The following is a 24,635-nucleotide window of genomic DNA, read 5'->3' as shown; positions in this document are numbered from 1 at the left end:
GAAAAGTATTCTTATTTTTGCCCGGCATTACGATAAATGTCTGGTCGATTGATCTGCCAGACAAAATCTGGTCGGTTCAATGGGTTATAACCCAGTTTCTGGTATAGCCAGGGCGCGCTGTCAGTGACCAACATTATCCGTCGCAGGCGTGACATTAACGGATGGGCGTGACAGCATTCGATCAGCCAGCGGCCGAGACCACTTTTCTGATAATCGTTTAATACGTAGACGTCGCACAAATAACCAAAAGTGGCATAGTCTGTGACAAGGCGGGCGAATCCGATTTGTCTTGTTCCATCCAGAAGCGCAAAACAAAGGCTGTTCTGGATTGATATCCTGACCGTTTCAGCATCAATGCCAGGAGCCCAGGACGATTGCGAGAGGTAATCGTGAATGGCTTCCAGTTGAAAAAAAGCGGGATCGGTTGTGACAGTAAACTGGCTTTTGGCAAAACTCAGATGTTGATTATCCACTGAACCACTCCATGCAAACTTACCTGTGATAAAACAAGCCTTATTGCTTGCCGGGCGACAATCAGGATGTTTTTTCATGTACTGTCATGATGAACACCAATGGTCCCTCCTCCTGGTTTTCATAGAAATGAGGAACGTCCGTTCTGGCTGTTGCCGAACAGCCGGTTTTTACCTGATAGAGGTGGTCCTTCACACCCAGCGTGAGCGTGCCTGTCTGAACATAAAATAGCTCAAGCGTCCCTTCCGTGTGGCCGGGCGAAGCAAACTTTTCCCCCGGTTGCATTTCCCACATCCAGAGCTCGGTCATATCAGGGCCGCCCGAACCAGCGAGCAACCTTGCTCTCCCACCTTTTTCACCGGCCCACAATTCAGGGATCTCATCTTCAGCAATGAGGTGCACGGTCGGTTTGGAGCTGACATCGACAAAATCAGCTACCGAAACGCCCATCGCGGCGGCGAGACGGCATAACAGGGCTATGCTGGGATTTGCCCGGCATCCCTCAATCTCAACCAGCGCTCCCTTGCTGACGCCCGCCCGGCGGGAGAGTTCATCGAGCGATATTTTCTTTTGCTTACGATACAGCTTAATCCGCTGAGAAACGGCTTCATTCACGGTGCTGACGATCGCATTCGCATCGGTCATTAAATTGACTTTTTTGGTCATTGGTCATTATCATGGAATAAATTGGTCATTACAGGATTATCTCGTGTTAACAGTCTCTCCGTCAATTGCCCCTGAAATTTATCGCATTGCTCCCGGTTTTCGGGCACTCAGTATCTACGTCAAAGCTGTACCAGTACTTAACCCCGATATCGGAGAAACAACGCTGCGGGAAGCCTGTGAAGCGGTTCTGGCCGGTGAGCCCGAGTGGGCGGAAGCGCATCTGGCCGCATGGGCAGAGGTTTTTCAAAAATTTGGTGCTAAACCTAAACGCACCCCTTGCTCAGCGGATGCGTTACGCAAGCGCGTATTACGTGACGGAACGATGCCAGCACTTGATCCAATCGTTGATCTTTATAATGCCGTTAGTCTCCGCTACGCCGTTCCGGTGGGTGGAGAGAATATCGCTGCCTATCAGGGTTCACCGCGCCTGGCGGTAGCCAAGGGAACCGAGCCTTTTGATACAGTTAAAGAAGGTGAGACCGCTGTTGAATATCCTGCTACGGGTGAAGTTATCTGGCGTGATGATACCGGCGTAACCTGCCGCCGCTGGAACTGGCGACAAGGGATCAGAACCCGCTTAGGCGTGGAAGCTCAGTACATGTGGTTTATTCTGGAGAGTCTGCCGCAGATGCCACTAGAGAAACTCCACGAAGCCGGGAAGATGTTGATCGATGGCCTTGAAAAAATGATGCCCGGTCTGTGGTTTGAAGTGGCTCTCATCGAAGAGCAATACCAGTAATATCACTCAGGAGAAATATAATGTTCACCGGCTTGTCTGCTTTCCCGTTAACCCCAATCACCGCCAGCGGCGTCGACGAACAGGGGTTTATTAAAATTCTGACCCGCCTTACGGCAGCACGTGTTGATTCTATGGGCATTCTGGGGTCAACCGGAAGTTATGCCTATCTGACCAGGGAGCAGCGCAAGCGTATCGCTACCCTGGCAAAACAACATTCCGGAGATATCCCAATGATGGTTTGTGTGGGGGCGGTCAGCACCGATGCCATTCTGCATCTGGCCGATGATGCGCAGGCGGCTGGCGCGAATGCCCTTTTACTCCCGGCGGTCAGCTATCAATCACTTAGTGATGAAGAAGTCTTCTCGTTATTCGAGACCGTTACCCGGCACGTGTCTGTACCGGTGTGCATCTATGATAATCCGGGCACCACGCATTTTACCTTTACGGATGAACTGCATGGGCGTCTGTCATCACTTGAAGGTGTTCGCTCGGTTAAGATCCCCGGAGTCCCGGATAGTCCGACGGCAGCGGCGGAACGGGTTGCGGCGTTACGCCAGCACCTGCATCCAGGCGTAACCATCGGTATTAGTGGCGATGCCTATGCCGGGCTGGGATTGAATGCAGGCTGTGAAGTCTGGTACTCCGTGTGCGGTGGTCTGTTCCCGGAAACAGCAAAACAGATAACTGAGGCAGCAGCAGCGCAGGAACATGAACGCGTTACTGCACTGACAGCACGGCTTGAACCGTTGTGGGCGCTGTTCCGTAAACATGGCGGAAGTATTCGCGTTATTGCCGCTGCCGCTGGCGTACTTGGGCTTACCGACACGGATTGCCTGCCTCGCCCTCTGCAACCGTTGTCAGCAAGCGATATCGCGGAGATTGCCCGTGTGATTACCGCGCTGGATCTGAAGTAACCGACACTGAGGACCGGCAGTCAGTCGGTCCTTCTGCAATCTGACCGGGCAATAACCTTCATGACTACCCTTAGCTGTCCAAAAACGCCTGCTAAAGCAGGTCTTGCACGCTATGCCAGTGCAGCAATGCTGGCACGCATTGCTGATGGTGGCGGAGTGCTGGCGGTGATTTTACTGTGCCAGTCATCTGAACAGTATTTCACGGTAACAGGGTGGATGGCAGCCTGCATAACTCTCCCCCATATGCTGGGGCCGTTTATTGCCCGCTGTATAGATACGGCCAGCGATGGGCGTAGGGTTATCGCAGCGGCTTGCCTGGCCTATGCCGTTATCACCGCATTAATGACAGCGACTTTTGGCCACGTCCCCTTGCTTCTGACCGCACTACTTCTTATCACCGCAGGACTTTGCGGCCCTCTACTGACCGGTGGAATTAGTACTTTCCTGCCTGCCATTGCAGGGCCAGACCAGAGGAGCCAGCGTCGGGCTCAGGGTCTTGATGTGGCAACCTACGGTTTCGGCGGCACAATTGGCCCTTCGGCCGTAGCCGCTATTTCCGCCTGGGCTTCGCCTTCTGCGGCATTTTACCTTCTGGCTGTTGGTACTGTTCTTGCCGCTTTCTTTATCATGCGGCTACCGGTTTCACAGGTAGCAAACACAGGCAAGGCTACAAAAGTTACCAGTGCCATCGCAACAGTGGGTTTGATGATTAGGCACACGCAGCTACGCAGGACCATATATCTGACAATGGCTGTGGCTTTTGCTGTTGCCGTCCTGCCCGTTGTTGCGGTGAACCTGGCGGATGTTCTGGGTGTGCCTGCAGCCACGGCCGCTTTTCTCACTGTGGCCTATGGGGCAGGTAATCTTACAGGATCAGTGTGCCTGATGGTTATTCCGCTAAGAGGTGAACCCGACAGGCTGATGCTGTGTACCGGCGGGCTGATTGTTGCAGGGTTGCTTTCCATTTTTATAGTCAGCAGCTTTCTGCCAGTGTTCGTCTGCTTCTTCATCACCGGAATGCTTAATGCCGCCTTCTTCGCCGCTACGCTTGCTGCACGCAGTGAATACTCTCCTCCTTCCTGCCGGGGGCAGGTTTTTGTCTGGGTTGGTGCGATGAAGATTACTGCGGGATCGCTTGGCACTGCTGCTGCAGGCCAATTGATGCTACTGGGGGCTTATACACCACTGATTTTAAGCTTGTGTTCTCTCTCGGCAATACTGGTTATTTCTATCGTGGCCCGCACCAGGCCGTGGATTAAAACTGATTACTGACGATTTAAGCAGACATTTCACTGCATTCAGGCCGTGGCGGGACGACCCGTTACATCAGAGGCTCTCAACGGGACGACCCGGACCTATATAGGAGTAGAAATTATGGCCTGGCTAATGCTGGCTGCTGCAGGTTTACTTGAAGTTGTATGGGCTTATGCAATGAAGTTGTCCGATGGATTTACCCGCCCACTGTACTCGATAGTGACTTTCGTCGGGATGATAGCGAGTTTTGCCTTACTCTCAGCGGCAATGCGCTCATTACCGCTGGGAACGGCCTATACCATCTGGACAGGGATAGGGGCAGTAGGTTCATTTGTTGCTGGCCTGTATTTTCTGGGAGAACCCGCAACACCGATGCGCATACTCGCTGCGGTGGTGATTGTCGCGGGCCTTATTATGATGAAACTGGCATCCTGAGATATCCGTAGTGCTGGGATGGGGCAATCTGTCCCAGCAGGAGAACATCATCATTACCTATTTGAAGCAGCATCTTTATGTCTGCTTCTCGCTCACAGCGGACCTTCAGCTTAGTTAACTTGCTCACTTCGCGCCTGGAGCAGACGTTGCTAAACTCAACGAGATATATGCAACCTGAATACGGAGCACTTGATGGTCACCACACATGTTTTCATCGCGGTCAGTCTTGATGGTTATATCGCTCGACAGGATGGCGATATCGACTGGCTATTGAAGCGCGATGACCCGACAGAAGATCATGGCTATGCCGCATTCATCGCGGACAAAGATTGGATCATTATGGGGCGAGGCAGCTATGAGAAGGTGCTGACTTTTGACGGATGGCCTTATGATCGACCCGTACTGGTGCTTTCCCGGCAGCTAACCGATACCCCCGTACCCGAGGCGCTGAAGGGTAAAGTGCAGTTTTCATGCCGCACGCCAAGGGAGGCTCTTGCTGAACTGAAGGAGAAGAACGTGCATCGGGTCTATATCGATGGTGGGCAGTTAATACAGTCGTTCCTGCGCGAAGGTCTGGTTGCCGATATCGTTATCACTATCGTTCCTGTCCTGCTTGGTTCGGGAAAACCTCTGTTCGGAGTACTGCCCCATGATATCGATTTGACGCTATTATCCAGCCGCAGCTTCCCTTCGGGTCTGGTGCAGTCGCACTATCGGCTGATGTCGTAAGCTGAATTAACCCGAAGCCGATTCAGTGGTCTTTGTTCAGTTGAGCCACACAGGGCAGATTGCGGAACTTGTTCTGCCAGGGCATCCCGTACCCTATAAGCAAATCATCATTCTCCATTTCATAAGCGTAATAACAGTGTGCAGGAATGGATACGCGTCCGGGCTTAACGAAAAGGACGGCAACCGAGACTGACTGTGGGTTATATTTTTCGTTAAGATACTCCACAAGCCGTTTCATCGTCCCCCCCGACTCGATCGCGTCATCGATAACAATCACATTTCGTCCTTCAATGCCGATGTTATTATGGAAAACGATCTCCGATGAATTATTACGTTCACCGGGAGTGTGCGGGCAGGAAATATAATCCATTTCAATATCAAATTTCAGTTTTCTGGTTAAATCAGCAGTGAAAAATATACCGCCCGGTATGACGGTAATAATCACAGCATCGCTGAAATCAGAATTAAGCCTGTCGGCAACAATACTGACACCTTCCGCGATTGCGGATTCGTCGAGAATGATCTTTCCGGCATGTGGATGTTTCATTTTAGTTACGTTCCTTTATTGAATATGTCTTAACACCCTGGCCGGTAACCCACTTATGAAAAATACGGCCAGACCTTGTCGCTCTCTCACGAAGCATCACAAAAGAGCATAAAACAAATCACAAAACATCACAACAGAGCACAATCGAGCTACCATACAGAATCAGGCTCTGATGACGATGGCTCGTGGTGGCGGTGGGCTTCCCGCATCGCGCATTCGCGTGAAAAGAATATGATGTTCGATCACGAATGCCGCAGATTGCTTCAAAATAATTACCGTATTTGTTATATTGTTGTTTATTGCTTATTCACCTCTGCGGTGCCAAAAAGAACAAGATTCACCGTAACCCAGGACAGAAAAATGTTAGATTACCGCTTCCCGACAGCTTTGCAGATGGTTCTCAGCGTAGCGATGGCGGAGCAATTGGGTGAACGTTCGACGAGCGCAATTCTGGCCTACGGCCTGGAAGCAAACCCGAGCTTCATCCGCAAATTGATGGTTCCGCTCACGCGTGACGGCATTATCGTCTCAACGCTTGGCCGTAACGGCTCAATTCACCTTGGTCGCCCGCCGGAAGAGATATCCCTGCGCGACATCTACCTTTCGGTCATCGAAGATAAAAAGCTGTGGGCGTCACGCCCTGATGTACCGGCCCGCTGCGTGGTCAGCGCGAACGCCTGCTGGTACTTTAAATCGATTTCTGAAGAAGCTGAGCAGGCGTCGTTAGCGGTCTTAGCCCGCCATACCGTGGCAAGCGCCCTGGAAGCGGTGAAAAGCGCCGATAGCAGCGGATGGGATCAGATCCCCGAGCTTATTGCCCAGTATCAAAAAACGTCTTAACGTTTTATCTGTTGCGAAAAAAAACCGCCTTCACTGTGAAGGCGGTTTTTTATTATCTGCATCGTTCCTACGCAGGCAGAACTTCTCTTTCCACTTTGCCGCGCGTCACGAATTTACGCAGCGTCACGTAAAACACCGGCGTCAGGAACAGACCAAACAGCGTCACGCCCAGCATCCCGGAGAATACGGTGATCCCGGTAACGCCGCGCACTTCTGCCCCCGCGCCGTGGCCAAGGATCAGAGGAATGGTCCCGGCAATAAAGGCGATGGAGGTCATCACAATCGGGCGTAAACGCAAACGGCAGGCCTCCAGCGCAGCTTCCATAATGCCTTTGCCCTGAATTTCCAGCTCGCGGGCAAACTCCACGATAAGGATCGCGTTTTTACACGCCAGCCCCATCAGTACCACCAGCCCCACCTGCACGAACACGTTGTTATCGCCACCGGTCAGCCAGACGCCAAACAGCGCGGACAGCATGGTCATCGGAACGATAAGGATAACCGCCAGCGGCAGCGTCCAGCTCTCGTACAGCGCCGCCAGCACCAGGAACGCCAGCAGCACCGCGACCGGGAAGACGATCAGCGCCGTATTACCCTGCGTGGCCTGCTGGAAGCTCAGGTCCGTCCATTCAATATTCATCCCGTTCGGCAGGATTTGTTTAGACATCGCATCCAGCTGCGTCATCGCCTGCGAGGACGAGAGCACGCGCGGGTCGGCATCGCCAATCAGATCCGCCGCCGGGTAGCCATTGTAGCGGATCACCGGATCCGGGCCGTAAGTGGTCGTGATTTTCACCATACTGCCAATCGGCACCATTTCGCCCTGGTTATTTCGGGTGCGTAAATTCGCGATATCTTCCACGCTGTCGCGGAACGGCCCGTCTGCCTGCGCCATCACGCGCCAGGTACGCCCGAACTGGTTGAAGTCATTCACGTACGACGAGCCCAGATAGGTTTGCAGCGTACCAAAGAGATCGGTCAGCGACACGCCCTGCGCTTTCGCCTTATCGCGATCGACCTGTACGTCCAGTTGCGGAACGTTAGCCTGATAGGTTGAGATCGGGAAATGCATTCCCGGCGTCTGCATAATCGCACCTGACATGGTGTTCACCGCGTTTTGCAGCGCGCCATAGCCCAGACCCGCGCGATCCTGGATGTACAGGGAATAACCCGACCCCTGACCCAGCCCTAAAATCGGCGGAGGCAGGATGGAGAAGCCAAAGCCCTCCTGAATTTGCGCAATCTTGGCGTTGATCTCAGCGTTAATTTCCGCCGCAGTATGTTTACGCTGATCGAACGGTTTCAGGCCAAAGAAGACCGTTCCGGTATTCGGCGTGTTGGTGAACTGCAATGCATTCAGCCCCGGAAACGCGACCGCATAGTCCACGCCTTCGGTATTCATCCCTATTTCGCTCATTTTGCGGATCACCGCATCGGTGCGCGCCAGTGATGAACCTTCAGGCATTTTCACGCCGCCAATCAGGTACAGCTTATCCTGCGTCGGAATAAACCCGCCGGGTACCGCTTTAAACATCACGCCCGCCGCACAGAGCAGCAGCAGATACACCGCAAACACCGCGCCGCGTCGGCCCAGCGTTTTACCCACCAGCCCCTGATAGCCGTTCGAGCTGCGGTGGAAAAAGCGGTTAAACGGACGGAAAATCCAGCCGAACAGACGGTCGATAAGTCGGGTCGGAAAATCTTTCGGCGCACCGTGCGGCTTCAACAGCAGTGCCGCCAGCGCCGGAGAGAGCGTCAGCGAGTTAATGGCGGAGATCACCGTTGAAATCGCAATTGTCACCGCAAACTGCTTGTAGAACTGACCGGTAACGCCGGAAAGAAACGCCATCGGCACAAACACCGCGCACAGCACCAGCGCAATCGCGATAATCGGCCCGGACACTTCTCGCATCGCCTGATGCGCCGCCGCAAGCGGAGCAAGCCCCTCTTCAATATTTCGCTCGACGTTTTCTACCACCACGATGGCGTCATCCACCACGATACCGATGGCCAACACCAGCCCGAACAGGCTCAGGGTATTTAGCGAGAAGCCCAGCAGGTAGAGAATACTGAAGGTACCCACCACTGATACCGGCACCGCGATCAGCGGAATGATCGACGCACGCCAGGTTTGCAGGAACAGAATAACCACCAGCACCACCAGCACGACCGCTTCCAGCAGCGTTTGTACGACCGCACGGATGGAGTCGCGGACAAACACCGTCGGATCGTAAGGTGCCGCCCACTTCATATCTGCCGGGAAACGCGTGGACAATTCGTCCATTTTGGCGCGCACCGCGTTAGACAAGTCGATGGCGTTTGCCCCCGGTGACTGGAAGATACCAATCCCGACCGCGTCTTTATTGTTCAGCTGAGAACGCAGCGCATAGCTGCCGGAGCCCATTTCGATACGCGCCACGTCGCGCAGGCGCACGACTGAACCGTCTTGCGCCGTTTTCAGGACAATATTGCCAAACTCTTCTTCAGTATGCAGACGGCCCTGAGCATTAATGGAAATCAGGAAATCGCTCTCTTTCGGCAGCGGCTCGGCGCCAAGCTGCCCGGCAGAAACCTGCACGTTCTGCTCCTGCATCGCCGTGACCACATCCGAGGCGGTCAACCCGCGTGACGCCACCTTGTTTGGGTCCAGCCAGATGCGCATCGCGTATTCGCCGGAGCCGAAAATCTGGATCTGGCCGACACCGGGCAGACGCGCCAGTTCATCCTTCACTTTCAGCGTGGCGTAGTTACGCATATACAGGGAATCGTATTTACCGTTAGGCGAAAACAGATGCACCACAAGCGTCAGCGTCGGCGACTGTTTCTGGGTGGTAATGCCCAGACGCCGCACATCCTCAGGCAGACGTGCCTCGGCCTGCGCGACCCGGTTTTGCACCTGAACCTGCGCCTGATCCGGATCAGTCCCCGGACGGAAGGTTACGGTGGTCACCAGCACGCCGTCCGAGCCCGCGACGGATTTCATGTACATCATGTTCTCAACGCCGTTGATCGCCTCTTCCAGCGGCGTCGCCACGGTTTCAGCAATCACTTTCGGGTTAGCGCCCGGGTACTCCGCGCGCACCTGCACGCTTGGCGGCACGACGTCAGGATATTCGCTTACCGGCAACAGCGGGATGGCGATCAATCCTGTGATAAAAATCAGAATCGACAGGACGGCGGCAAAAATCGGCCTGTCGATGAAAAAACGGGAAAAGTCCATGGGTTGGATTCTCAGGTCAAGGGATCAGTTAAGGGCGGTGCTGGCGGTCATGGCAACGGTTTTCGCGTTAACCGGCATCCCCGGCATAAACACTTTTTGTAAACCATCGACGATGACTTTATCGCCAGGGTTCAGCCCCAGCCGCACGATGCGTAAACCGTCTGCCAGACGCCCCGGCGTAATGTCGCGGCGCTGTGCTTTCCCTTCTTTATCCACGATATAAACGTATTTGCGATCCTGATCGGTCAGCACCGCTTTGTCGTCGATAAGCGTGGCTTTGAATTCCGCGCTACCCGGCAGGCGTACGCGGGCAAAAAGTCCCGGCGTGAACTGCCGCTGCGCGTTATCCAGCAGTGCGCGCATACGGATCGTGCCGGTACTCGGCGTTAACTGATTATCAAGGAAGTCCACTTTGCCCTGATGGGGATAGCCCTCCTCGCCCGTCAGGCCAATCTCAACAGGAAGCGCCATGTGATTACTGGATGCCCCCTGCCCGTTGCGGGCCAGATTTTGATAGTGAAGGTAGGTCGACTCGTCCACGTCAAAGTAAACATAAACCGTTTTCTGCGAGACCAGCGTGGTGAGCACGCTGGCGGTGTCGCCCGCAGTGACCAGGTTACCGCTGGTGATCAACGCCCGGCTGGCGCGGCCGTCGATAGGTGCAGTGACTTTGGTGAAATCCAGGTTGAGCTGCGCGGCGTCAACCGCTGCCTGCGCGGCGCGAATATCGGCCTGCGCCTGAGTGGCAGCCGAACGACGCTGCTCCCACTCTTCACGGGAAACCACATTGGTATTGACCAGTTTATCGGTACGGTTAGCCTCACTTTGCGCCAGGCTGGCCTGCGTTTTGGCCCTCGCCAGGTTCGCCTGCGCCTGTTCCAGCGCCGCGCGATAGGTTCGGTCATCAATGGTGAACAGCACCTCGCCCTTCTTCACTTCCTGGCCGTCGGTGTAATTCACTTTATCAATGTAGCCGGAAACACGCGGGCGCAGCTGAACGCTCTCCACCGCTTCAATCCGGCCATTAAAACTGTCCCACTGGCTAATGGATTTCACGACCACGTCAGCGGCACTGACGGCGGGCGCAGGTGGCGCGGCGTTTTGCGCGACGCTGTTATCACATCCGACGAGCAGCACGGAGAGCAACATCACTCCCAACGCGCTCGGATAAACGTTACCCCAGGTTTTTTGCAGGCTCATTATTTTTATTCCGGTATTAGTAGCAGCCGGGCAAGACGCAGCAGGAGACACCGCGCCACTTCCTTTGTCCGGTAGCTGGCTTAAGGCCATTTGTGTCGTTCATCGCCACAAAACTGTAACAGTCGCAAATACACTATTCGCGGCGATTGTAGGAAGGCGCTTAACTAAGTGCAAGAATAATTGTTGCACTTTATGTGCTATTTGATCCAATGTGAAAAGACCCGTTTCGGTTCAGACCGTAAATGCAACAATAAAACTTGCAATTAATACAAAAACGCACCACTCTTTAATGCAACAAACAAAGATACCTTTAGATATACTGCGTGGGGTAACCAGATGAACACTGGCGCATTTATGCATGATTTACTTGACTGGATCGACAACAACCTGGATAGCCGTCTGGACATTGAGTCCGTCGCCAGGCGATCCGGCTACTCAAAATGGCACCTCCAGCGCCTGTTCAAAGAACATACGGGGTATCCCCTCGCCGGGTATATTCGCGCGCAAAAGCTGCAAAAATCAGTTGAGCGCTTAACCCGCAGCGATGAACCCATTCTGAACGTGGCGATTGCGCTGGGCTTTGACTCCCAGCAGTCCTTCAACCGCAGTTTTAAGCGCCAGTATGGTCAGGCACCTGGGGCATGGCGGCGCAGTATAGGTAGCCCGGAAGCGCAACAGCTACGCCAGTAATCCAGGTCGTGCCGGGTAATTTACTCAGGAAAATCACTCGCAATCGGCCGAAATGCCCTTTCGGATGCTGGCGATAAAATTGTCACGGATGACATCCTCCTTGCTTGCGTCCCAGGCGATGCCCACCTTCCAGCTTATTGACTCCCCCGTTAACGGAATAATGACCAGTTCCGGCGGCGCGATATGCGTAACGCTGGTGGGCAGAATGGCAACACCGATACCCGCAATTACCATCGCGACAATAGTTTGGATATCGTCAGTCAGTTGAGTCGATGAGATGAAAAGACCGTTGTCGTGCAGAAAGCGGTCGATCTGCGTATTTAAACCCTGGCCTCGCTCATCATGAAGGCGTAACAGGGGACGTTTCATTAGCCACTCAGCAGCAGACATAGTCGGCGACGTTGCGGGTGCAACCAGAACCAGCCTATCGGTAAATAACGGCAGGTATTCAAGCGCCACCGGGGGAGGAACCCTGACAAAACCGACCTGAAGCTCATCATTTTGCAAAAGCTCGTACTGCTGGAATGAGGGAAGATCCGTCAATGACATCTCTACTCCCGGATAGTCCCGGCGAAAGTCAGCGATACAGCGTGGCGCCAGATAAAAGCTTGAGAGACCGAACCCAACGGCGATATGCCCCTCCACGCCTTTTGATACCCGCTCAGCATGTTGCATAAATAACTGGGTTTGCCTGACCACTTTTTCAGCCTCTGGCAGCAAATGCCTGCCGCAGGCCGTAAGTATTGCGCCGTGACGACCTCGTGAAAAAAGAGACATATTCAGCTGGGATTCAAGGAGATTAATCTGTTTGGTCAATGCCGGTTGCGAGATAAACAGCGCCCGCGCCGCATCGGCATAATTTCCTTTTTCAGCAAGTATCAAAAAGGCTTTGAGTAAACGGATGTTCAATTTTACATTCCAGTTGGTTATCGTAATTAGAAATTATTTGATTATACAGTTATTGGTAATCGTTATGTAATTCAGTTTCGATGACAACTGGAGACGCATCATGAACGAACTTCAATCTTTAAAAGCGGCAACCGTACAGTTTCAGCACCAGGCCAATAACAAAAAATACAACCTGCTGATAATGGAGAAATTTATTGAACAGGCGGCGCTTGAGCAGGTGAAAATTCTCACGTTCCCTGAAATGTGTATCACCGGGTATTGGCACGTACCCAAGCTCACCGCAACTGAGGTGTCTGCTCTGGCAGAGCCGATTGCTGATAGCCCTTCCCTGACATTAATTCGCTCTCTGGCGATAAAACATCAAATGCTTATCGGTGCCGGTCTTATTGAAAGAGCCGACGATGGCCGCCTTTACAATGCGTATGTTGCCTGTATGCCGGACGGTTCAATGCATACGCATCGTAAACTTCATGCTTTTGAACATCCGGCCATCAGCAGCGGGGACAGTTTTACCGTTTTTGATACGCCCTGGGGAGTGAAAGTCGGTATCCTGATTTGCTGGGACAACAATTTGGTCGAAAATGTGCGCGCGACGGCGTTGCTGGGCGCAGATATTCTTCTCGCGCCACATCAAACAGGCGGTACCGATTCCCGCAGCCCTCATGCGATGAAGCGTATTCCGCTGACGCTCTGGGAAGAGCGGGAAACGCGTAAGGAAGAAATTACTGCTGCATTCAAAGGGGCAAGCGGTCGGGAATGGCTAATGCGCTGGCTACCTGCCCGTGCTCATGACAACGGATTATTTCTTCTCTTCAGCAACGGTGTCGGTGCAGATGATGACGAAGTGCGTACAGGGAATGCAATGATCCTCGATCCTTATGGAAGGATTATTGATGAAACCTGGGCGGCTGAAGATGCTATGGTGAGCGCTGAACTGGATTTAAGCCTGCTTGCAATGAGCACCGGACGCCGCTGGATCCACGGTCGCCGTCCTGATTTATACCAGATACTGACACAGCCGCAGGGCTATGAACGTGATGCGATCAGTGCACGATTTTCGAATGAGCCCCCTGCCCGTTAAAAATGTAAGCACTTTTTAGCTGCAACTTAAATCTGGAATCGATATACTGTACATAACTACAGTGTGAGGTACGCATAATGGCTGTTGAAACAAAATTTGTTGTCGTAAGAAAAGGTGAAGAGAAAATGACATTTGCCAGTAAGAAAGAGGCTGACGCTTACGACAAACTGCTCGATATGGCAGACGCGTTCACCGACTGGCTGTTGCAAAGCGGAATGCAGATGGATGAAACGCAGGCTGAAAATCTTGGCCTGTATCTCGCCGAGCAGAAAGAGACCGTGCAGCATATTCTGCGTACCAGCAAGCTTCCCGATCTCAATGTCCCTGTTGAAACGGATAAAACAGAATCCGATGCGGCAGACACGAAAAAAATCAAAGCCGTGAAAGCGGCCTGATTGTCAGAGAAATAAGCACCGTTCCTCCAGCCGTAAGCAGGCAGCTGCTTACGGCTTTTTCAGTTGTCTGAAGGGATCAGCAACGAGGTGAGAGGAAACTGTCTTGCTTATATTTGTCCCAGATAATCGCTTTCTGTTCCGGCGTGTAGTTAATACGCGTTCTTCGTTTCATGGCAACGTCCCCCTTCAATTAAGGATAGCGTTGCATCGACCCGTTGAACTCACAGCCAAAAACGGACGTGACTAACATCATGCTGAAGTAATCTCATCAGAGCAGACAAGCCCACTTTTTTCCTCCTGGAGTAGTGGGCCTGGGCATGTATTAGTCATTAGCGCTGACCAGCCAGTTCATGACAAAGCGCACCGATCTGTTCCACTGCATTTAGCAACCTGGGCGAGGGTTCATTCGCACAATTTAGCCGCAGGAAGTTCTGAAATTCCGCCCCCGGGGAAAACAGAAGGCCAGGACTGACACCAATGCCCAGCGCCAGCGCGCGACGGTGTACCACCAATGCATTCAGTGGATGCGGAAGTTCTATCCACAACAAGAAACCGGCTGTCGGCACGGCAATACGAGTGCCAGGAGGGAAGCTTGCTTTGACCCGAGCGATGACGGCTTGTACCCCCTCAGTGACCCGAAGCTTCAGGCGCCGCAGATGACGCTCGTAGTCTCCACTTGCCAGTATATCGCTCGCAGCTGCTTCAAGCAGCGGTGCGCCTGCCCAATCCCCGGCCATGCGAGCCTGCAATACCTGCGTGTGGTAGCGTCCTGCCGCAACCCAACCGATTCTCCAGCCCGGTGCAAGGGTTTTGGATAATGAACTGCAGTAAATCACACTCCCACTCTGGTCGAACGCCTTACAGGCCGGAGGACGCTGCCCCTCACCTGCCAAGTCACCATACACATCGTCCTCAATTAAAGGGATGCCTGCACGTTCAATCAGAGCAACAAGTTCCTGCTTGCGAGTGACGGGCATACTGGCACCGAGTGGGTTTTGCACAGTGGGCGAGGCTAGTACGGCTGCGGGACGGTGGCGCTGAATAGCTTCATCCAGAGATGCCAGTAACAGACCTTCAGCGGGATCCGTGGGGATTTGCAATGCCTTGAGGCCTAAGTCCTCCAGCAGCAGTAGCGTACCGAAGTAGGCGGGTTGCTCAATTGCCACTACATCACCTGGCTGACATACAGCTCGCAGAGCCAGACGCAGTGCCTGCGTCGCTCCAGCCGTGATGACGAGCTCTTCCGGACCAAAATGGGCCCCCCACTGTGCAGCGCGTACGGCTATATTTCTACGCAGGTCTGCCCTTCCCGGCGGTAGGCTGTAGCTCTGCCCGTGTGCTTCCAGGCGACGGCTTGCAGTCTGTAGCGCCCGCTGTAGCGTATCTGTTGGCAGCCATATTGGATCGGGCAGCGCTGCTCCAAGTGGTACCAGACGGGCTTCTGCGCTACTGAATATTGAACGGGCTACTGCCGACATGGTCACGGGGACTGGGCCAGGTAAATGATGGGAAGACTGCATGTTCTGAGGTGTGTTTATCTGGCAAACGAAGTAGCCCGAACGCGGACGCGCAACGATCAGGCCTTCGGCCTCAAGACAACGGAGTGCTTCCAGAGCCGTCGGGAGGCTAACTTGCTCGCGTTCGGCCAGTTTGCGCGCGGAGATCATCCTGTCTCCGACTCGCAATACACCTGATGCAAGGGTAAAGCGCAGCATTTCAGCAATGCGGCGGTAATGTGGGGACAACAGACGTGGGACGGACATAGCGAACTGTATAGTCTGATTTTCGATAGATCTGACTATACAGACAATGATGTGGCCCTTCTATAGTGGTGCCGAACCCAATCAAGGAGGCATTATGCATAGCGACAACTTCGACCTTTCTACTTATTTCCGTCGTATAAACTACACTGGGCATGCAGCCGCTGATACCGCTACGCTGCACGCGCTCATGCGTCATCAACTCTTTTCGGTGCCCTTCGAGAATCTGGATGTACAAGCTGGCAAAGTCGTCTCCCTGGTACCCGAAGACATTGCAGACAAACTGCTACAACGAGGTCGTGGTGGATACTGCTATGAGGTCAATGGGCTATTTGCCATGGCGTTGGGCGCTTTAGGTATTCCCTACCGTTTCGTTGCAGCTCGTCCGATGTTCTACCCGGCACTCCGACCGAAAACGCATATGGTATTAATTGCTGAAGTCGATGACCGCCTGTGGCTTTGCGATCTAGGATTCGGCAGCTATGGTATTCGCGCACCGATCGCCATCGACATGCCAGACACCGATATCGAACAGGATTTCGACACTTTCCGACTTATCCGTGATGTTAATAGCGAGTACCTGCTACAAGCGAAGGTGGAAGGCGAATGGGCCAATCAATACAGTTTTAATCTGTCACCCCAGGAATGGATTGATTTCATCCCGGCGAATTACCTCAACTCCACCCATCCTGATGCCATCTTTGTGCAGAAGTTACTGATCGTGCAGCACAGCTCCGAGGGTCGCCAGATTTTGCTGGGTAATGTGTTGAAGACGATCACTGCAGATGGCGTAGAAAAGCAGCAACTGACGGAGGACGATATCGCCCATGTACTGAAAAAACGCTTTGCTCTTCCTGTACCGCAATAAATGGTGAAGACAGTTTAATCCCGGGCACAGCCTTCCCTCTTTTTATCCTGATGAAAATATACAGAGGGCTGGCTGGCATATCTATCGCAGACTACTGGCGAAGCCAGGGTGTTATCGTCCGTCCGGTGAGCAGCCTTTCAGTACTGAGCATACGAGTGACTGTGTGTACCCATGGCTCTGTGCGGCTAGCCATTAACAGGCGATAACCCTTCTCGCTCAATATCCGCAGTTCGCTCAAAGCAGGCCTTGCTGTTTTCACACATGTCCGCAAAAAACCACGTTCAAAAGAGTAACCACTGAGGGATGTTTAGATGACTTTTCGGGTGAACTGTTGCTCAGTAATGGTACTGCCCCACTGATCGCCTTCCCATTCTTTCGACAATTCAAATCCGAATGATTCGTACAATCGCCTTGCCGCTGTAAGTTTATTAAACGTCCATAATTGTACTGAAGAGAACTTTTGCTCATCGCAAAATTTCATCGCCTCGGCAATGAGTTTTCTGCCCACCCCGCTGCCACGACATCCGTCGTCAAGGATGAACCAGCGCAGATGTGCCTCATTATCTCCCAGGTCTTCCCCGTCAATTGCAACTGAGCCGACTATGCGATCGTTCACCATTGCCAGCCATATCTGATTACAGGGCTTTTCCAGGCGGTCAGAAAAATCAACAAGACCTGCGGCAACCTTCCTTTCAAAAAAAGAACCGAAGTGATGCTCTCTGGCGTAATAGCGGCCATGCATTTCAGTAATTCGGCCAATCATACCGGCATGATAACCCGTGACTATTTCGACGCTGTTTCGCAATTTGCATTCGCTGTTTTCGCGGCTTGCTTTCAGCGCGCTGGCATATGAAGAAAGGCCCTGTGACACAGCGTGCTGGGTAAAGTGATCCAATTTCCCGAGTGCCGCTGCGACCTGTTCGTCAGCGTAAGTATTAATGTTCCGCACGGTCTCTCTGCCCTTCCCGGTGAGGCTTAGCAGCTTCGTCCTCGCATCTTCAGTGGACGGGTTTTCTTCGAGTTCTCCGGCTTTGACAAGTTTAGCAAGCATCCGGCTGACGCTGGATTTTTCTAACCCTAAAATCTGAACCAATTGAGCGGCAGTCATTGACCCGTGCGCGTCAACCTCAAGCATGGAGTGAACGGCTGAAGGCGGATAGTCCGTTGTCGCCAGGTTTTGGTTCATGAACCCCAGCTCTCGCACCATTAAGCGTGATGCCGCACGTATAGTTTGTATGTTCTTCAGTTCAGAAATCATCAGTATTACCCTGCATAGATGGTTGAGCCATACAACCATCTATGCAGGGAATGTGTCAATCACTTAATGTCTGCTTCATGCCCGGTGCGGTCTTTGGTGTCAGCCCGCCAGTTCTGGCATTTGCGCCATCACAAACGTTAAAACTTTTTCCGCATCGAGTGAGGCATAGGGAAGACTTTCAATCACAGCAATAGAACGGGAGTCGCCAACAATTCTTTCAATCTCCTCGGCCTTATACTGAATATGCGGGGCAATGAGAAATGCGTCGAAAGCGGGAGCCACGCTCGCAAAATTATCCAGGCCTACCGCACCTACAATAAGAGGATGCCCCTTGTGTTCCGCCAGTAACTGCATCTTTTTGGCGAGAGAATTTGCTGTGTTTCCAAACAAACAACATATCAGTAGCTTTTTCATCTTTTTACCTCCTGAGAATTATGCACAGGATATGACTCGTAATGTTCATAAAATGAGCACTACCTCATATTTGTGTGAAGGACCCATAATTATATTGATGAACTTTATGGCAAAGATGACGGGGCATATTGATGAACGACAAGATTGGGTTATCTCTTTTAAGTCACAGATTGTCTGCTTGTTTAGCGATTGTGGTTAATGACCAATGGTGCCGCCAGTATTGGTGCGGTCATCCAGCCAGGTACCCAGTTCGCTCCCGCGCGTACCCGTGATTGAGTATTGTGCCAGGTCGACACTGAACAGCAGTACGCCATTAATCACGCGCGGTCGCTCTACCAGATGACCGTCATAACGAACCTCGTGCGGCTTCACGACAATCACCCGATTACCGAGACGCTGGCCGTTTGCGGCAAACACTGAGTAAGTGCCTTTGAATTTGGTGAAGTCCTGGCTTTTCTTCTCCGCTGCGGCATTCTGGGCCGGGGTTTTGTGGATATCGCAGGTAGATCCGGCGTTCATTTCATTACAACCGGAGCGCTCCAGCTGCTCGCGGTATTTGGCACTGATGGCGTGAGCCGGGGCTGCGGCGACGGTCGCCAGCGTGAGTGCAATCATCAATTTTTTCATGGCCAGTCCTTAGCGGTTAGCGTCTTTTTCAATAGCAATAATTTGAGAGCGTGCAGGTTTCACAAAACTGTTTCAGCAGCGTGTTCCGCGTATTTTCCTGCCGTGATTTCCGGTGCTGGAAAGACAACACCCGGACTGCTTCATGCAGCGACTCATCGAGTCTGGTACTGAACATGACCCGCTTTGACGCTGGCGTGTCCTTATTCCCTTTTCCTTTTTGGGTTGCTTGATTATGTTCGGTATTCATAACGCCTCATCGTGCTGCTGTTGAACCGTATTCGCGTTTCGGGATTGGAAATTGAGGCTTTTGTGGAAACATGTCAACACACAAAAGTGTTTTCAAATTGTTAATATAGCCTTGTATATGATTCATTCACATATCCAAAAACCGTTCAAATGAAAGCCAAATTAAAGTCAATACAAAATAGTAATATTAGTGACTATTATTTATTCAAACTTATATTTAAATGTAATTAAATAGTCTATAAAATGTCTAATAGGCTACCCAATACCGCGCACTGCAACACTTCGTAACACCTGATGGCCACCCTCCAGTGCTTCGCCGCCCCCATATTGAAGCCCCGTGAAGTCAAATTTCCAGTAATTTTAGCCAGCAGAAATGCGCTCCCTATAAGCTTCCGGTCTTTGTTTTAATCTGGTTAATTTTTTAAAATTGATGTAAAAACACGTAATCGCAGACTGTATTTGAAGTGCAAATAAAACACTATAAAGTTTGATGTTAGTCATGTTTCAGTGTGAGGTGTCTGACAGAAATTGACTGGCACAGTGTGTGTAATGACAGGGTAAACATAAAGATCACCACTTGCGGTGATCTTTTATAGACATTTTATGAGGATGATCTCCGGAAAAAAAAGAGAAATTAGTCAGTCAATAGTGTACCATGACGAGACATTTCCTTTTGGTCATTGACGACGAAAATCCCCCAATTTATCACCAGCGCGGCGCAGTGGTCAGCAACGTCAAAGAGGCATCCTCAGTGTAAAATTGGGTTGAACCCTATGCCCGATTGCGGGTATACCGTGACGTTACGACCGCGATCATTGCACAAGGTTACTTTGCCGGTTTGCGAGGCATCTTCCAGAACAACAGCGCCCGGCCTACATTTTCAGCGTATCGATCACCGCTCTCAGCGCGGGCGACACGTTGCGGTGCGGATAGTAAAGGAACAGTCCCTCCATGCGCAGGCTATAGCGCAGCAACACCCGGATAAGCGTTCCGCGTTCAAGGTCGTCCGCCACCAGCTCTACCGGCACATACGCCAGCCCCAGACCCAGCCGTGCGGCTTCAGCTTCCATATAGCTGTCGGATAACGACCACTGTCCTTCTGGGCGATGGGTAATTATCTTCTCATCCTGCACCAGTTCCCAGTGGTAAAGACTGCCGTCGGCGAACTGATAAGCAATACAGGGGTGAGCCGTCAGTTCAGCAGGCGTTTGCGGGAAACCGTAGCGGCGAAAGTGATCCGGCGTGCCCACCACCGCCATATCCATGTCGGGCGTGATGCGCACCGCTATCATTCCCTGCCCCACTTCCGGCCCCAGCCGCACGCCGGCATCGAACCGCTCGGCGATGATGTCGACAAAGCGGCTCTCGTTCATCAGCTCCAGCCGGATATCCGGGTAGCGCTGCTTAAATACTGCGAGTTTCGGCAGCAAACATTTGTCGATAGCGTGCTGGCTGGCATTAATGCGCACCGTGCCGGAGGGTGTCTCACGAAAATGCGCCAGGGTGGCAAGACCGTTATCCAGCGCATCAAATCCCGACTCAGTGGTGCGATAAAGTTGCTCGCCAGCCTGAGTCAGGGACAGTTTTCGTGTGGTGCGTACCAGCAACTGAACGCCCAGCCGCGCTTCCAGTTCGCGCACCGAACGGCTGATCCCGGATTGTGCCAGGCCAAGACGTTGCGCGGCTGCCGTAAAGCTTCCTTCCCGCACTACCTGCATAAACAGGTAAAGCTCATTGTAGTTTTCCCGCTTCGCCATCTCACACCCACATTTATAACAACATGGTATGAATCCTAGCAGTTTTAGCCCTCTAATCAGCACTATTTCTGCTAACTATAATGGCCGCATCACAACAACGCACGGTACCTCTTATGAAAAAATTCACTCAAAAACTATCAGTTGCGATGCTGCTCTGCGCATCATTAAGTGGAGTCACGACAATGAGTTATGCAGAAACTACCAACCCAAACGCCCCCGTTTCAATGGTGACCACCTGGGACAAAACCTTCGCCGAAAGTGACAAGGTCGATCATCGCAAGGTGTCATTCCAGAACCGCTATGGGATAACCCTGGTGGGAGATTTGTATCTTCCTAAAGATCGTGGCGACCGCAAACTGGCGGCGATTGCCGTCAGCGGGCCGTTTGGCGCGGTTAAGGAGCAGTCCAGCGGCCTGTACGCACAGACTCTGGCTGAAAACGGATTTGTGACCCTGGCATTCGACCCGTCCTATACGGGCGAAAGCGGCGGTCAGCCGCGCAACGTTGCCTCGCCAGATATCAACACCGAAGACTTTAGCGCGGCGGTGGATTTCCTCGGTATTCAGAAAGAGGTGGACCGAAACCGTATTGGCATTCTCGGCATCTGCGGCTGGGGCGGCATGGCGCTCAACGCGGCATCCATGGATACCCGCGTGAAAGCGGTCGCCACCAGCGTAATGTATGACATGAGCCGCGCCATGGGTCACGGTGTGGGCGACGGGAAAGATCGTTACACCACCGCGGACCGCCATGCCGTATTGCAGTATCTGAACGAACAGCGCTGGAAAGATGCCGAAAGCGGCACCTTCGCCCATGCGGGCCATGACATTTATGTCGATGAGCGCGGTAAGGTGACTGTCGCCGACCGTATCCTGCCGGAGTCATTACCTGCAAACCCGCATCCGGTGCTGAAAGAGTTCTTTGATTACTACCGGATGCCGCGTGGCTACCATGCGCGTTCCGTCAACTCAACCGGCGCATGGACGGCGACAACGCCGTTATCTTTTATGAACATGCCGCTGCTGAGTTATGCCAAAGAGATAACCATCCCGACGCTTATCGTCACTGGCGAGAAAGCGCACTCCCGCTATTTTGCTGAAGATGCGTTCAACGCCGTGGGCAGTAAACAGAAAGAACTGGTGATTGTCCCGGGTGCAAACCATGTTGATCTCTACGACAACGTTGCCGGAAAAATTCCGTTTGCCCACTTTGAGCAGTTCTTCAAAACCAGCCTGAAATAACCTGCAACGCCACCCGTTTTTACGGGTGGCTCTTTGTGAAATCTGACTATGTCCACACTGAACCATACCTCATCAGCAAACGCTGAACCTGCGCACTGGGGCGGTATTTTTGCCATGACCCTGTGCGTGTTCGTCCTGATAGCCTCGGAATTTATGCCCGTCAGCCAGCTCACTCCCATCGCCCGGGATCTGGGGGTGACAGAGGGACTCGCAGGCTATGGCATTGCCATCTCCGGTGCGCTGGCGGTGCTGACCAGCCTGAGTCTTTCTCAACTAGCCGGGAAGATGAATCGCAAATATCTGCTGCTGGGCATGACGATGTTGATGGCGATATCGGGGATCATTATTGCCTACGCGACTGGCTATCTGATGTATATGGCAGGCCGTGCGCTTATTGGCATCGCGATCGGCGGATTCTGGTCGATGTCCGCCGCGACGGCTCTCCGTCTTGTGCCGCAACATCAGGTATCCCGCGCTCTGGCTATCTTCAACGGCGGTAACGCGCTGGCGACGGTCATCGCCGCCCCGCTTGGCAGCTATCTCGGTGCGACCATTGGCTGGCGCGGTGCCTTTCTGTGTCTGGTGCCTGTCGCCATCGTCGCCGTTATCTGGCAGTGTTTTAGCCTGCCTGACATGCCCAATCATCAGGGCCCGCGCGGGAGCGTATTTCGCCTGTTCCGCCAGCGCGTGGTACGTACAGGGCTGATGGCCTGTGGCCTGTTCTTTATGGGACAGTTTGCGTTATTTACCTATATCCGGCCGTTCCTGGAAAACGTCACCCGTGTCAGCCCTTCCGGCTTATCGCTGATCCTGCTCGCCATCGGTATGGCGGGTTTTATTGGCACGCTGATCGTTGCCCGGGTTCTGAACGCCGCGTTTTACCCGACGTTAATGGCGATCCCACTTCTGATGGCGGCCATTGCCGGCGCGTTAATCCTGGCCGGACACAGCGTGTGGATGGTGGCAGTGCTCTCTGCCGTTTGGGGGATGCTGGCAACGGCGGCGCCAACAGGCTGGTGGACATGGCTTGCCCGGACTTTACCCGATGACGCAGAGGCAGGCGGCGGGCTGATGGTTGCCGTGATCCAGCTCTGCATTGCGCTGGGCTCAACGGTGGGCGGCATGGTGTTCGACCATTCCGGCTGGCAGAGCACCTTTGCGATGAGTGGCCTGTTACTGCTGAGTGCCGTTGTACTGACCTTTTTCACGTCAAGGCAAAAAAGTGCAATATGGTGATTTGACTGAGAATAGAACTTCATGTTTTTTAAGGCATATATTAGACAGGTATTAATTGAATTTTCCGGCGCTCGCTATAATTAACATTTCCGTTAGCCACCTACTTATATTAAATATGCATTAATTCCGTTCCGGACATAATTAATGTTTACATGATTACTTTTACTGAGCCGTTAAACGCCAATCTAATCAACCGCTGTATGATTAAAATCAAATAACGAACATAAATATAATAATATTAGAGTATCGTAGTGCCTTATCATATTCACGATAACAATCCTGTTATCTCTCTATCTATGATAAGGATTACAGATGAAAGCATTGCCAAAAGTCGTAAAAGGCTCTGTCAAAGAACTTTCAGGTAACAGTATTACACCTATCGTTGCTGGTATTGTTGCTGGAGTGATAGCGGGTGCGAGCGCCCCATCATTCGCCAGTAGCAGTACACCAATGATTGCGCCAACACAGGCTCAAACTTCAGTAAATAACAGCGCACAACAATCCAGCACTTCTGTTTTACTGGCAAAACCATCGCTAGATGGGCAAGCATTTGCGGCGCATTACAGCCACTCAAGTCATGCAAGCCATTCCAGCCACTATTCCTGCACGCCTGGCTCTACGTGCTAATACCCAAGGCCAGCCGCTGGCTGGCCATTCCTGAAGGAGATTCTCATGTATAGCGTCACACAAGGAAAGAATGAACTAGGCGAGTTCTTTTTGTTACCCCTTAACAAAAGTCTCTATAGCCGTGAAGCGATAATGAAAACCTGCTACGCGTTTACAGATGATTTCTTCATTCATGCCGTCAAGTTAGAGCACGATAATGTAGGGATCTTTATATACAAAAAAAACGGTAGCGTTCATGAGATGAATACTGTAGCAAAGCATTTTTTATATTCACTACACGAAAACCAGATGCGTCAGATCATTCATGATGAAACATCAACTCTGCATGAGGAAATCGTTAAAAAAGCGTTCTCCCCTGCAGGGGTTTTTATTGAAAACCGTGTTAAGGAAAACACTCAAGACATTCTAAAATCGGTAGTGTAATACTATGATAATCAAACTAGATCCACTTTTTTACACTCAGGACGCCATAGATAACATGGTTCAACAATTCACCGATTATTTGAGTGTT

The 24,635-nt window shown here is 52.3% G+C and carries 26 protein-coding genes and 1 pseudogene; 14 read left to right on the top strand and 13 right to left on the bottom strand.

All coding sequences use genetic code 11. The features are described from left to right. Nucleotides 1–11: 11 nt before the first annotated feature. Together HV107_RS22245 and HV107_RS22240 are read right to left on the bottom strand one after the other, a co-directional pair. Entirely contained in the window at nt 12–473 is a 462-nt protein-coding gene (locus HV107_RS22245; RefSeq protein ID WP_182063573.1) for a GNAT family N-acetyltransferase, read from the bottom strand. A gap of 61 nt (nt 474–534) precedes the next feature. After that, entirely contained in the window at nt 535–1,137 is a 603-nt protein-coding gene (locus tag HV107_RS22240) for a helix-turn-helix domain-containing protein (protein WP_060422972.1), read from the bottom strand. Nucleotides 1,138–1,180: 43 nt separating this feature from the next. Here HV107_RS22240 and HV107_RS22235 point away from each other — a divergent pair, with 43 nt between their 5' ends. From HV107_RS22235 to HV107_RS22215, 5 genes are all read left to right on the top strand, one after another. Continuing rightward, on the top strand, nt 1,181–1,876 hold the full coding sequence (locus HV107_RS22235) for a B3/4 domain-containing protein (protein ID WP_182060875.1): 696 nt from the start codon (nt 1,181–1,183) through the stop codon (nt 1,874–1,876). A gap of 20 nt (nt 1,877–1,896) precedes the next feature. Continuing rightward, on the top strand, nt 1,897–2,790 hold the full coding sequence (locus tag HV107_RS22230; RefSeq protein WP_182060874.1) for a dihydrodipicolinate synthase family protein: 894 nt from the start codon (nt 1,897–1,899) through the stop codon (nt 2,788–2,790). Between the two features lie 60 nt (nt 2,791–2,850). Beyond that, complete coding sequence (locus HV107_RS22225; protein ID WP_220458418.1) at nt 2,851–4,062, top strand: MFS transporter; 1,212 nt, start codon at nt 2,851–2,853, stop codon at nt 4,060–4,062. Between the two features lie 102 nt (nt 4,063–4,164). Further along, on the top strand, nt 4,165–4,479 hold the full coding sequence (locus HV107_RS22220) for a multidrug efflux SMR transporter (protein ID WP_060422962.1): 315 nt from the start codon (nt 4,165–4,167) through the stop codon (nt 4,477–4,479). 192 nt (nt 4,480–4,671) lie between these two features. Beyond that, entirely contained in the window at nt 4,672–5,208 is a 537-nt protein-coding gene (locus HV107_RS22215) for a dihydrofolate reductase family protein (protein ID WP_182060873.1), read from the top strand. Nucleotides 5,209–5,230: 22 nt separating this feature from the next. On the opposite strand, the gene HV107_RS22210 is transcribed toward HV107_RS22215, so the two are convergent. Next, entirely contained in the window at nt 5,231–5,755 is a 525-nt protein-coding gene (locus HV107_RS22210; RefSeq protein WP_182060872.1) for a phosphoribosyltransferase, read from the bottom strand. A 360-nt stretch (nt 5,756–6,115) separates the two neighbouring features. Here HV107_RS22210 and HV107_RS22205 point away from each other — a divergent pair, with 360 nt between their 5' ends. Further along, nucleotides 6,116–6,595, top strand: a complete 480-nt coding sequence (locus HV107_RS22205; RefSeq protein WP_182060871.1) for an Rrf2 family transcriptional regulator — start codon at nt 6,116–6,118, stop codon at nt 6,593–6,595. 67 nt (nt 6,596–6,662) lie between these two features. On the opposite strand, the gene oqxB is transcribed toward HV107_RS22205, so the two are convergent. Next, nucleotides 6,663–9,815 (bottom strand): multidrug efflux RND transporter permease subunit OqxB, encoded by a 3,153-nt coding sequence (gene oqxB / locus HV107_RS22200; RefSeq protein WP_182060870.1) that lies wholly within the window; start codon nt 9,813–9,815, stop codon nt 6,663–6,665. Between the two features lie 24 nt (nt 9,816–9,839). Then, a complete protein-coding gene (locus HV107_RS22195; RefSeq protein WP_182060869.1) occupies nt 9,840–11,015 on the bottom strand; it encodes an efflux RND transporter periplasmic adaptor subunit in 1,176 nt (391 codons plus the stop codon). 336 nt (nt 11,016–11,351) lie between these two features. On the opposite strand from HV107_RS22195, the gene HV107_RS22190 reads away from it, so the two are divergent. Continuing rightward, nucleotides 11,352–11,705 (top strand): helix-turn-helix domain-containing protein, encoded by a 354-nt coding sequence (locus tag HV107_RS22190; protein ID WP_182060868.1) that lies wholly within the window; start codon nt 11,352–11,354, stop codon nt 11,703–11,705. A 33-nt stretch (nt 11,706–11,738) separates the two neighbouring features. Here HV107_RS22190 and HV107_RS22185 read toward each other — a convergent pair whose 3' ends face one another. Next, a complete protein-coding gene (locus HV107_RS22185; RefSeq protein WP_182060867.1) occupies nt 11,739–12,614 on the bottom strand; it encodes a LysR family transcriptional regulator in 876 nt (291 codons plus the stop codon). 100 nt (nt 12,615–12,714) lie between these two features. Here HV107_RS22185 and HV107_RS22180 point away from each other — a divergent pair, with 100 nt between their 5' ends. Both HV107_RS22180 and HV107_RS22175 read left to right on the top strand, forming a co-directional pair. After that, a complete protein-coding gene (locus HV107_RS22180; RefSeq protein WP_182060866.1) occupies nt 12,715–13,695 on the top strand; it encodes a nitrilase family protein in 981 nt (326 codons plus the stop codon). A 77-nt stretch (nt 13,696–13,772) separates the two neighbouring features. Further along, nucleotides 13,773–14,090: a YebG family protein gene (locus HV107_RS22175; RefSeq protein WP_182060865.1), complete on the top strand. Its 318-nt coding sequence runs from the start codon at nt 13,773–13,775 to the stop codon at nt 14,088–14,090. Between the two features lie 329 nt (nt 14,091–14,419). On the opposite strand, the gene HV107_RS22170 is transcribed toward HV107_RS22175, so the two are convergent. Then, complete coding sequence (locus HV107_RS22170; RefSeq protein ID WP_182060864.1) at nt 14,420–15,853, bottom strand: PLP-dependent aminotransferase family protein; 1,434 nt, start codon at nt 15,851–15,853, stop codon at nt 14,420–14,422. A 94-nt stretch (nt 15,854–15,947) separates the two neighbouring features. On the opposite strand from HV107_RS22170, the gene HV107_RS22165 reads away from it, so the two are divergent. Then, entirely contained in the window at nt 15,948–16,718 is a 771-nt protein-coding gene (locus HV107_RS22165) for an arylamine N-acetyltransferase (protein ID WP_182060863.1), read from the top strand. Between the two features lie 91 nt (nt 16,719–16,809). Here the strand turns inward: HV107_RS22165 and HV107_RS27420 are convergent. The 6 genes and pseudogenes from HV107_RS27420 to HV107_RS22140 form a co-directional block, all read right to left on the bottom strand. Beyond that, a pseudogene (locus HV107_RS27420) lies at nt 16,810–16,944 on the bottom strand (glyoxalase); the annotation flags it as partial. Nucleotides 16,945–17,025: 81 nt separating this feature from the next. Next, entirely contained in the window at nt 17,026–17,976 is a 951-nt protein-coding gene (locus HV107_RS22160; protein WP_182060862.1) for a helix-turn-helix domain-containing GNAT family N-acetyltransferase, read from the bottom strand. Nucleotides 17,977–18,075: 99 nt separating this feature from the next. Further along, complete coding sequence (locus HV107_RS22155; RefSeq protein ID WP_182060861.1) at nt 18,076–18,390, bottom strand: PTS sugar transporter subunit IIB; 315 nt, start codon at nt 18,388–18,390, stop codon at nt 18,076–18,078. Nucleotides 18,391–18,585: 195 nt separating this feature from the next. Continuing rightward, a complete protein-coding gene (locus HV107_RS22150; protein WP_182060860.1) occupies nt 18,586–19,017 on the bottom strand; it encodes a hypothetical protein in 432 nt (143 codons plus the stop codon). A 28-nt stretch (nt 19,018–19,045) separates the two neighbouring features. Beyond that, nucleotides 19,046–19,264, bottom strand: a complete 219-nt coding sequence (locus HV107_RS22145; RefSeq protein WP_182060859.1) for a hypothetical protein — start codon at nt 19,262–19,264, stop codon at nt 19,046–19,048. A gap of 871 nt (nt 19,265–20,135) precedes the next feature. Continuing rightward, nucleotides 20,136–21,020 (bottom strand): LysR family transcriptional regulator, encoded by an 885-nt coding sequence (locus HV107_RS22140; RefSeq protein WP_182060858.1) that lies wholly within the window; start codon nt 21,018–21,020, stop codon nt 20,136–20,138. Nucleotides 21,021–21,133: 113 nt separating this feature from the next. Between HV107_RS22140 and HV107_RS22135 the strand changes: the two genes are divergently transcribed. The 4 genes from HV107_RS22135 to hxsD all read left to right on the top strand — a co-directional run bounded on the left by HV107_RS22135 (nt 21,134) and on the right by hxsD (nt 24,547). Next, nucleotides 21,134–22,261, top strand: a complete 1,128-nt coding sequence (locus tag HV107_RS22135) for an alpha/beta hydrolase (RefSeq protein WP_182060857.1) — start codon at nt 21,134–21,136, stop codon at nt 22,259–22,261. Nucleotides 22,262–22,309: 48 nt separating this feature from the next. After that, nucleotides 22,310–23,497, top strand: coding sequence for an MFS transporter (locus HV107_RS22130; RefSeq protein ID WP_182060856.1), 1,188 nt, complete (start codon nt 22,310–22,312; stop codon nt 23,495–23,497). A 312-nt stretch (nt 23,498–23,809) separates the two neighbouring features. Beyond that, nucleotides 23,810–24,124 carry a hypothetical protein gene (locus tag HV107_RS22125; protein ID WP_182060855.1) on the top strand — a complete coding sequence of 105 codons (315 nt, stop codon included), beginning with the start codon at nt 23,810–23,812 and terminating at the stop codon, nt 24,122–24,124. A gap of 45 nt (nt 24,125–24,169) precedes the next feature. Next, nucleotides 24,170–24,547, top strand: a complete 378-nt coding sequence (gene hxsD, locus HV107_RS22120; protein ID WP_182060854.1) for a His-Xaa-Ser system protein HxsD — start codon at nt 24,170–24,172, stop codon at nt 24,545–24,547. Nucleotides 24,548–24,635 lie beyond the last annotated feature (88 nt).

This window comes from Enterobacter sp. RHBSTW-00175 (assembly GCF_013927005.1).
In the GTDB taxonomy this organism is placed as follows: domain Bacteria; phylum Pseudomonadota; class Gammaproteobacteria; order Enterobacterales; family Enterobacteriaceae; genus Enterobacter.
Note: the sequence above shows the minus strand (reverse complement) of the source record. Positions and strands in the feature narration are given on the sequence as shown.

Coding starts and splice junctions, on each gene's coding strand:
- HV107_RS22240 (WP_060422972.1), bottom strand. CDS start 1,137: ATGACCAAAAAAGTCAATTTAATGACCGATGCGAATGCGATCGTCAGC.
- HV107_RS22230 (WP_182060874.1), top strand. CDS start 1,897: ATGTTCACCGGCTTGTCTGCTTTCCCGTTAACCCCAATCACCGCCAGC.
- HV107_RS22225 (WP_220458418.1), top strand. CDS start 2,851: ATGACTACCCTTAGCTGTCCAAAAACGCCTGCTAAAGCAGGTCTTGCA.
- HV107_RS22220 (WP_060422962.1), top strand. CDS start 4,165: ATGGCCTGGCTAATGCTGGCTGCTGCAGGTTTACTTGAAGTTGTATGG.
- HV107_RS22215 (WP_182060873.1), top strand. CDS start 4,672: ATGGTCACCACACATGTTTTCATCGCGGTCAGTCTTGATGGTTATATC.
- HV107_RS22210 (WP_182060872.1), bottom strand. CDS start 5,755: ATGAAACATCCACATGCCGGAAAGATCATTCTCGACGAATCCGCAATC.
- HV107_RS22205 (WP_182060871.1), top strand. CDS start 6,116: ATGTTAGATTACCGCTTCCCGACAGCTTTGCAGATGGTTCTCAGCGTA.
- oqxB (WP_182060870.1), bottom strand. CDS start 9,815: ATGGACTTTTCCCGTTTTTTCATCGACAGGCCGATTTTTGCCGCCGTC.
- HV107_RS22195 (WP_182060869.1), bottom strand. CDS start 11,015: ATGAGCCTGCAAAAAACCTGGGGTAACGTTTATCCGAGCGCGTTGGGA.
- HV107_RS22190 (WP_182060868.1), top strand. CDS start 11,352: ATGAACACTGGCGCATTTATGCATGATTTACTTGACTGGATCGACAAC.
- HV107_RS22180 (WP_182060866.1), top strand. CDS start 12,715: ATGAACGAACTTCAATCTTTAAAAGCGGCAACCGTACAGTTTCAGCAC.
- HV107_RS22175 (WP_182060865.1), top strand. CDS start 13,773: ATGGCTGTTGAAACAAAATTTGTTGTCGTAAGAAAAGGTGAAGAGAAA.
- HV107_RS22170 (WP_182060864.1), bottom strand. CDS start 15,853: ATGTCCGTCCCACGTCTGTTGTCCCCACATTACCGCCGCATTGCTGAA.
- HV107_RS22165 (WP_182060863.1), top strand. CDS start 15,948: ATGCATAGCGACAACTTCGACCTTTCTACTTATTTCCGTCGTATAAAC.
- HV107_RS22160 (WP_182060862.1), bottom strand. CDS start 17,976: ATGATTTCTGAACTGAAGAACATACAAACTATACGTGCGGCATCACGC.
- HV107_RS22155 (WP_182060861.1), bottom strand. CDS start 18,390: ATGAAAAAGCTACTGATATGTTGTTTGTTTGGAAACACAGCAAATTCT.
- HV107_RS22150 (WP_182060860.1), bottom strand. CDS start 19,017: ATGAAAAAATTGATGATTGCACTCACGCTGGCGACCGTCGCCGCAGCC.
- HV107_RS22145 (WP_182060859.1), bottom strand. CDS start 19,264: ATGAATACCGAACATAATCAAGCAACCCAAAAAGGAAAAGGGAATAAG.
- HV107_RS22140 (WP_182060858.1), bottom strand. CDS start 21,020: ATGGCGAAGCGGGAAAACTACAATGAGCTTTACCTGTTTATGCAGGTA.
- HV107_RS22135 (WP_182060857.1), top strand. CDS start 21,134: ATGAAAAAATTCACTCAAAAACTATCAGTTGCGATGCTGCTCTGCGCA.
- HV107_RS22130 (WP_182060856.1), top strand. CDS start 22,310: ATGTCCACACTGAACCATACCTCATCAGCAAACGCTGAACCTGCGCAC.
- HV107_RS22125 (WP_182060855.1), top strand. CDS start 23,810: ATGAAAGCATTGCCAAAAGTCGTAAAAGGCTCTGTCAAAGAACTTTCA.
- hxsD (WP_182060854.1), top strand. CDS start 24,170: ATGTATAGCGTCACACAAGGAAAGAATGAACTAGGCGAGTTCTTTTTG.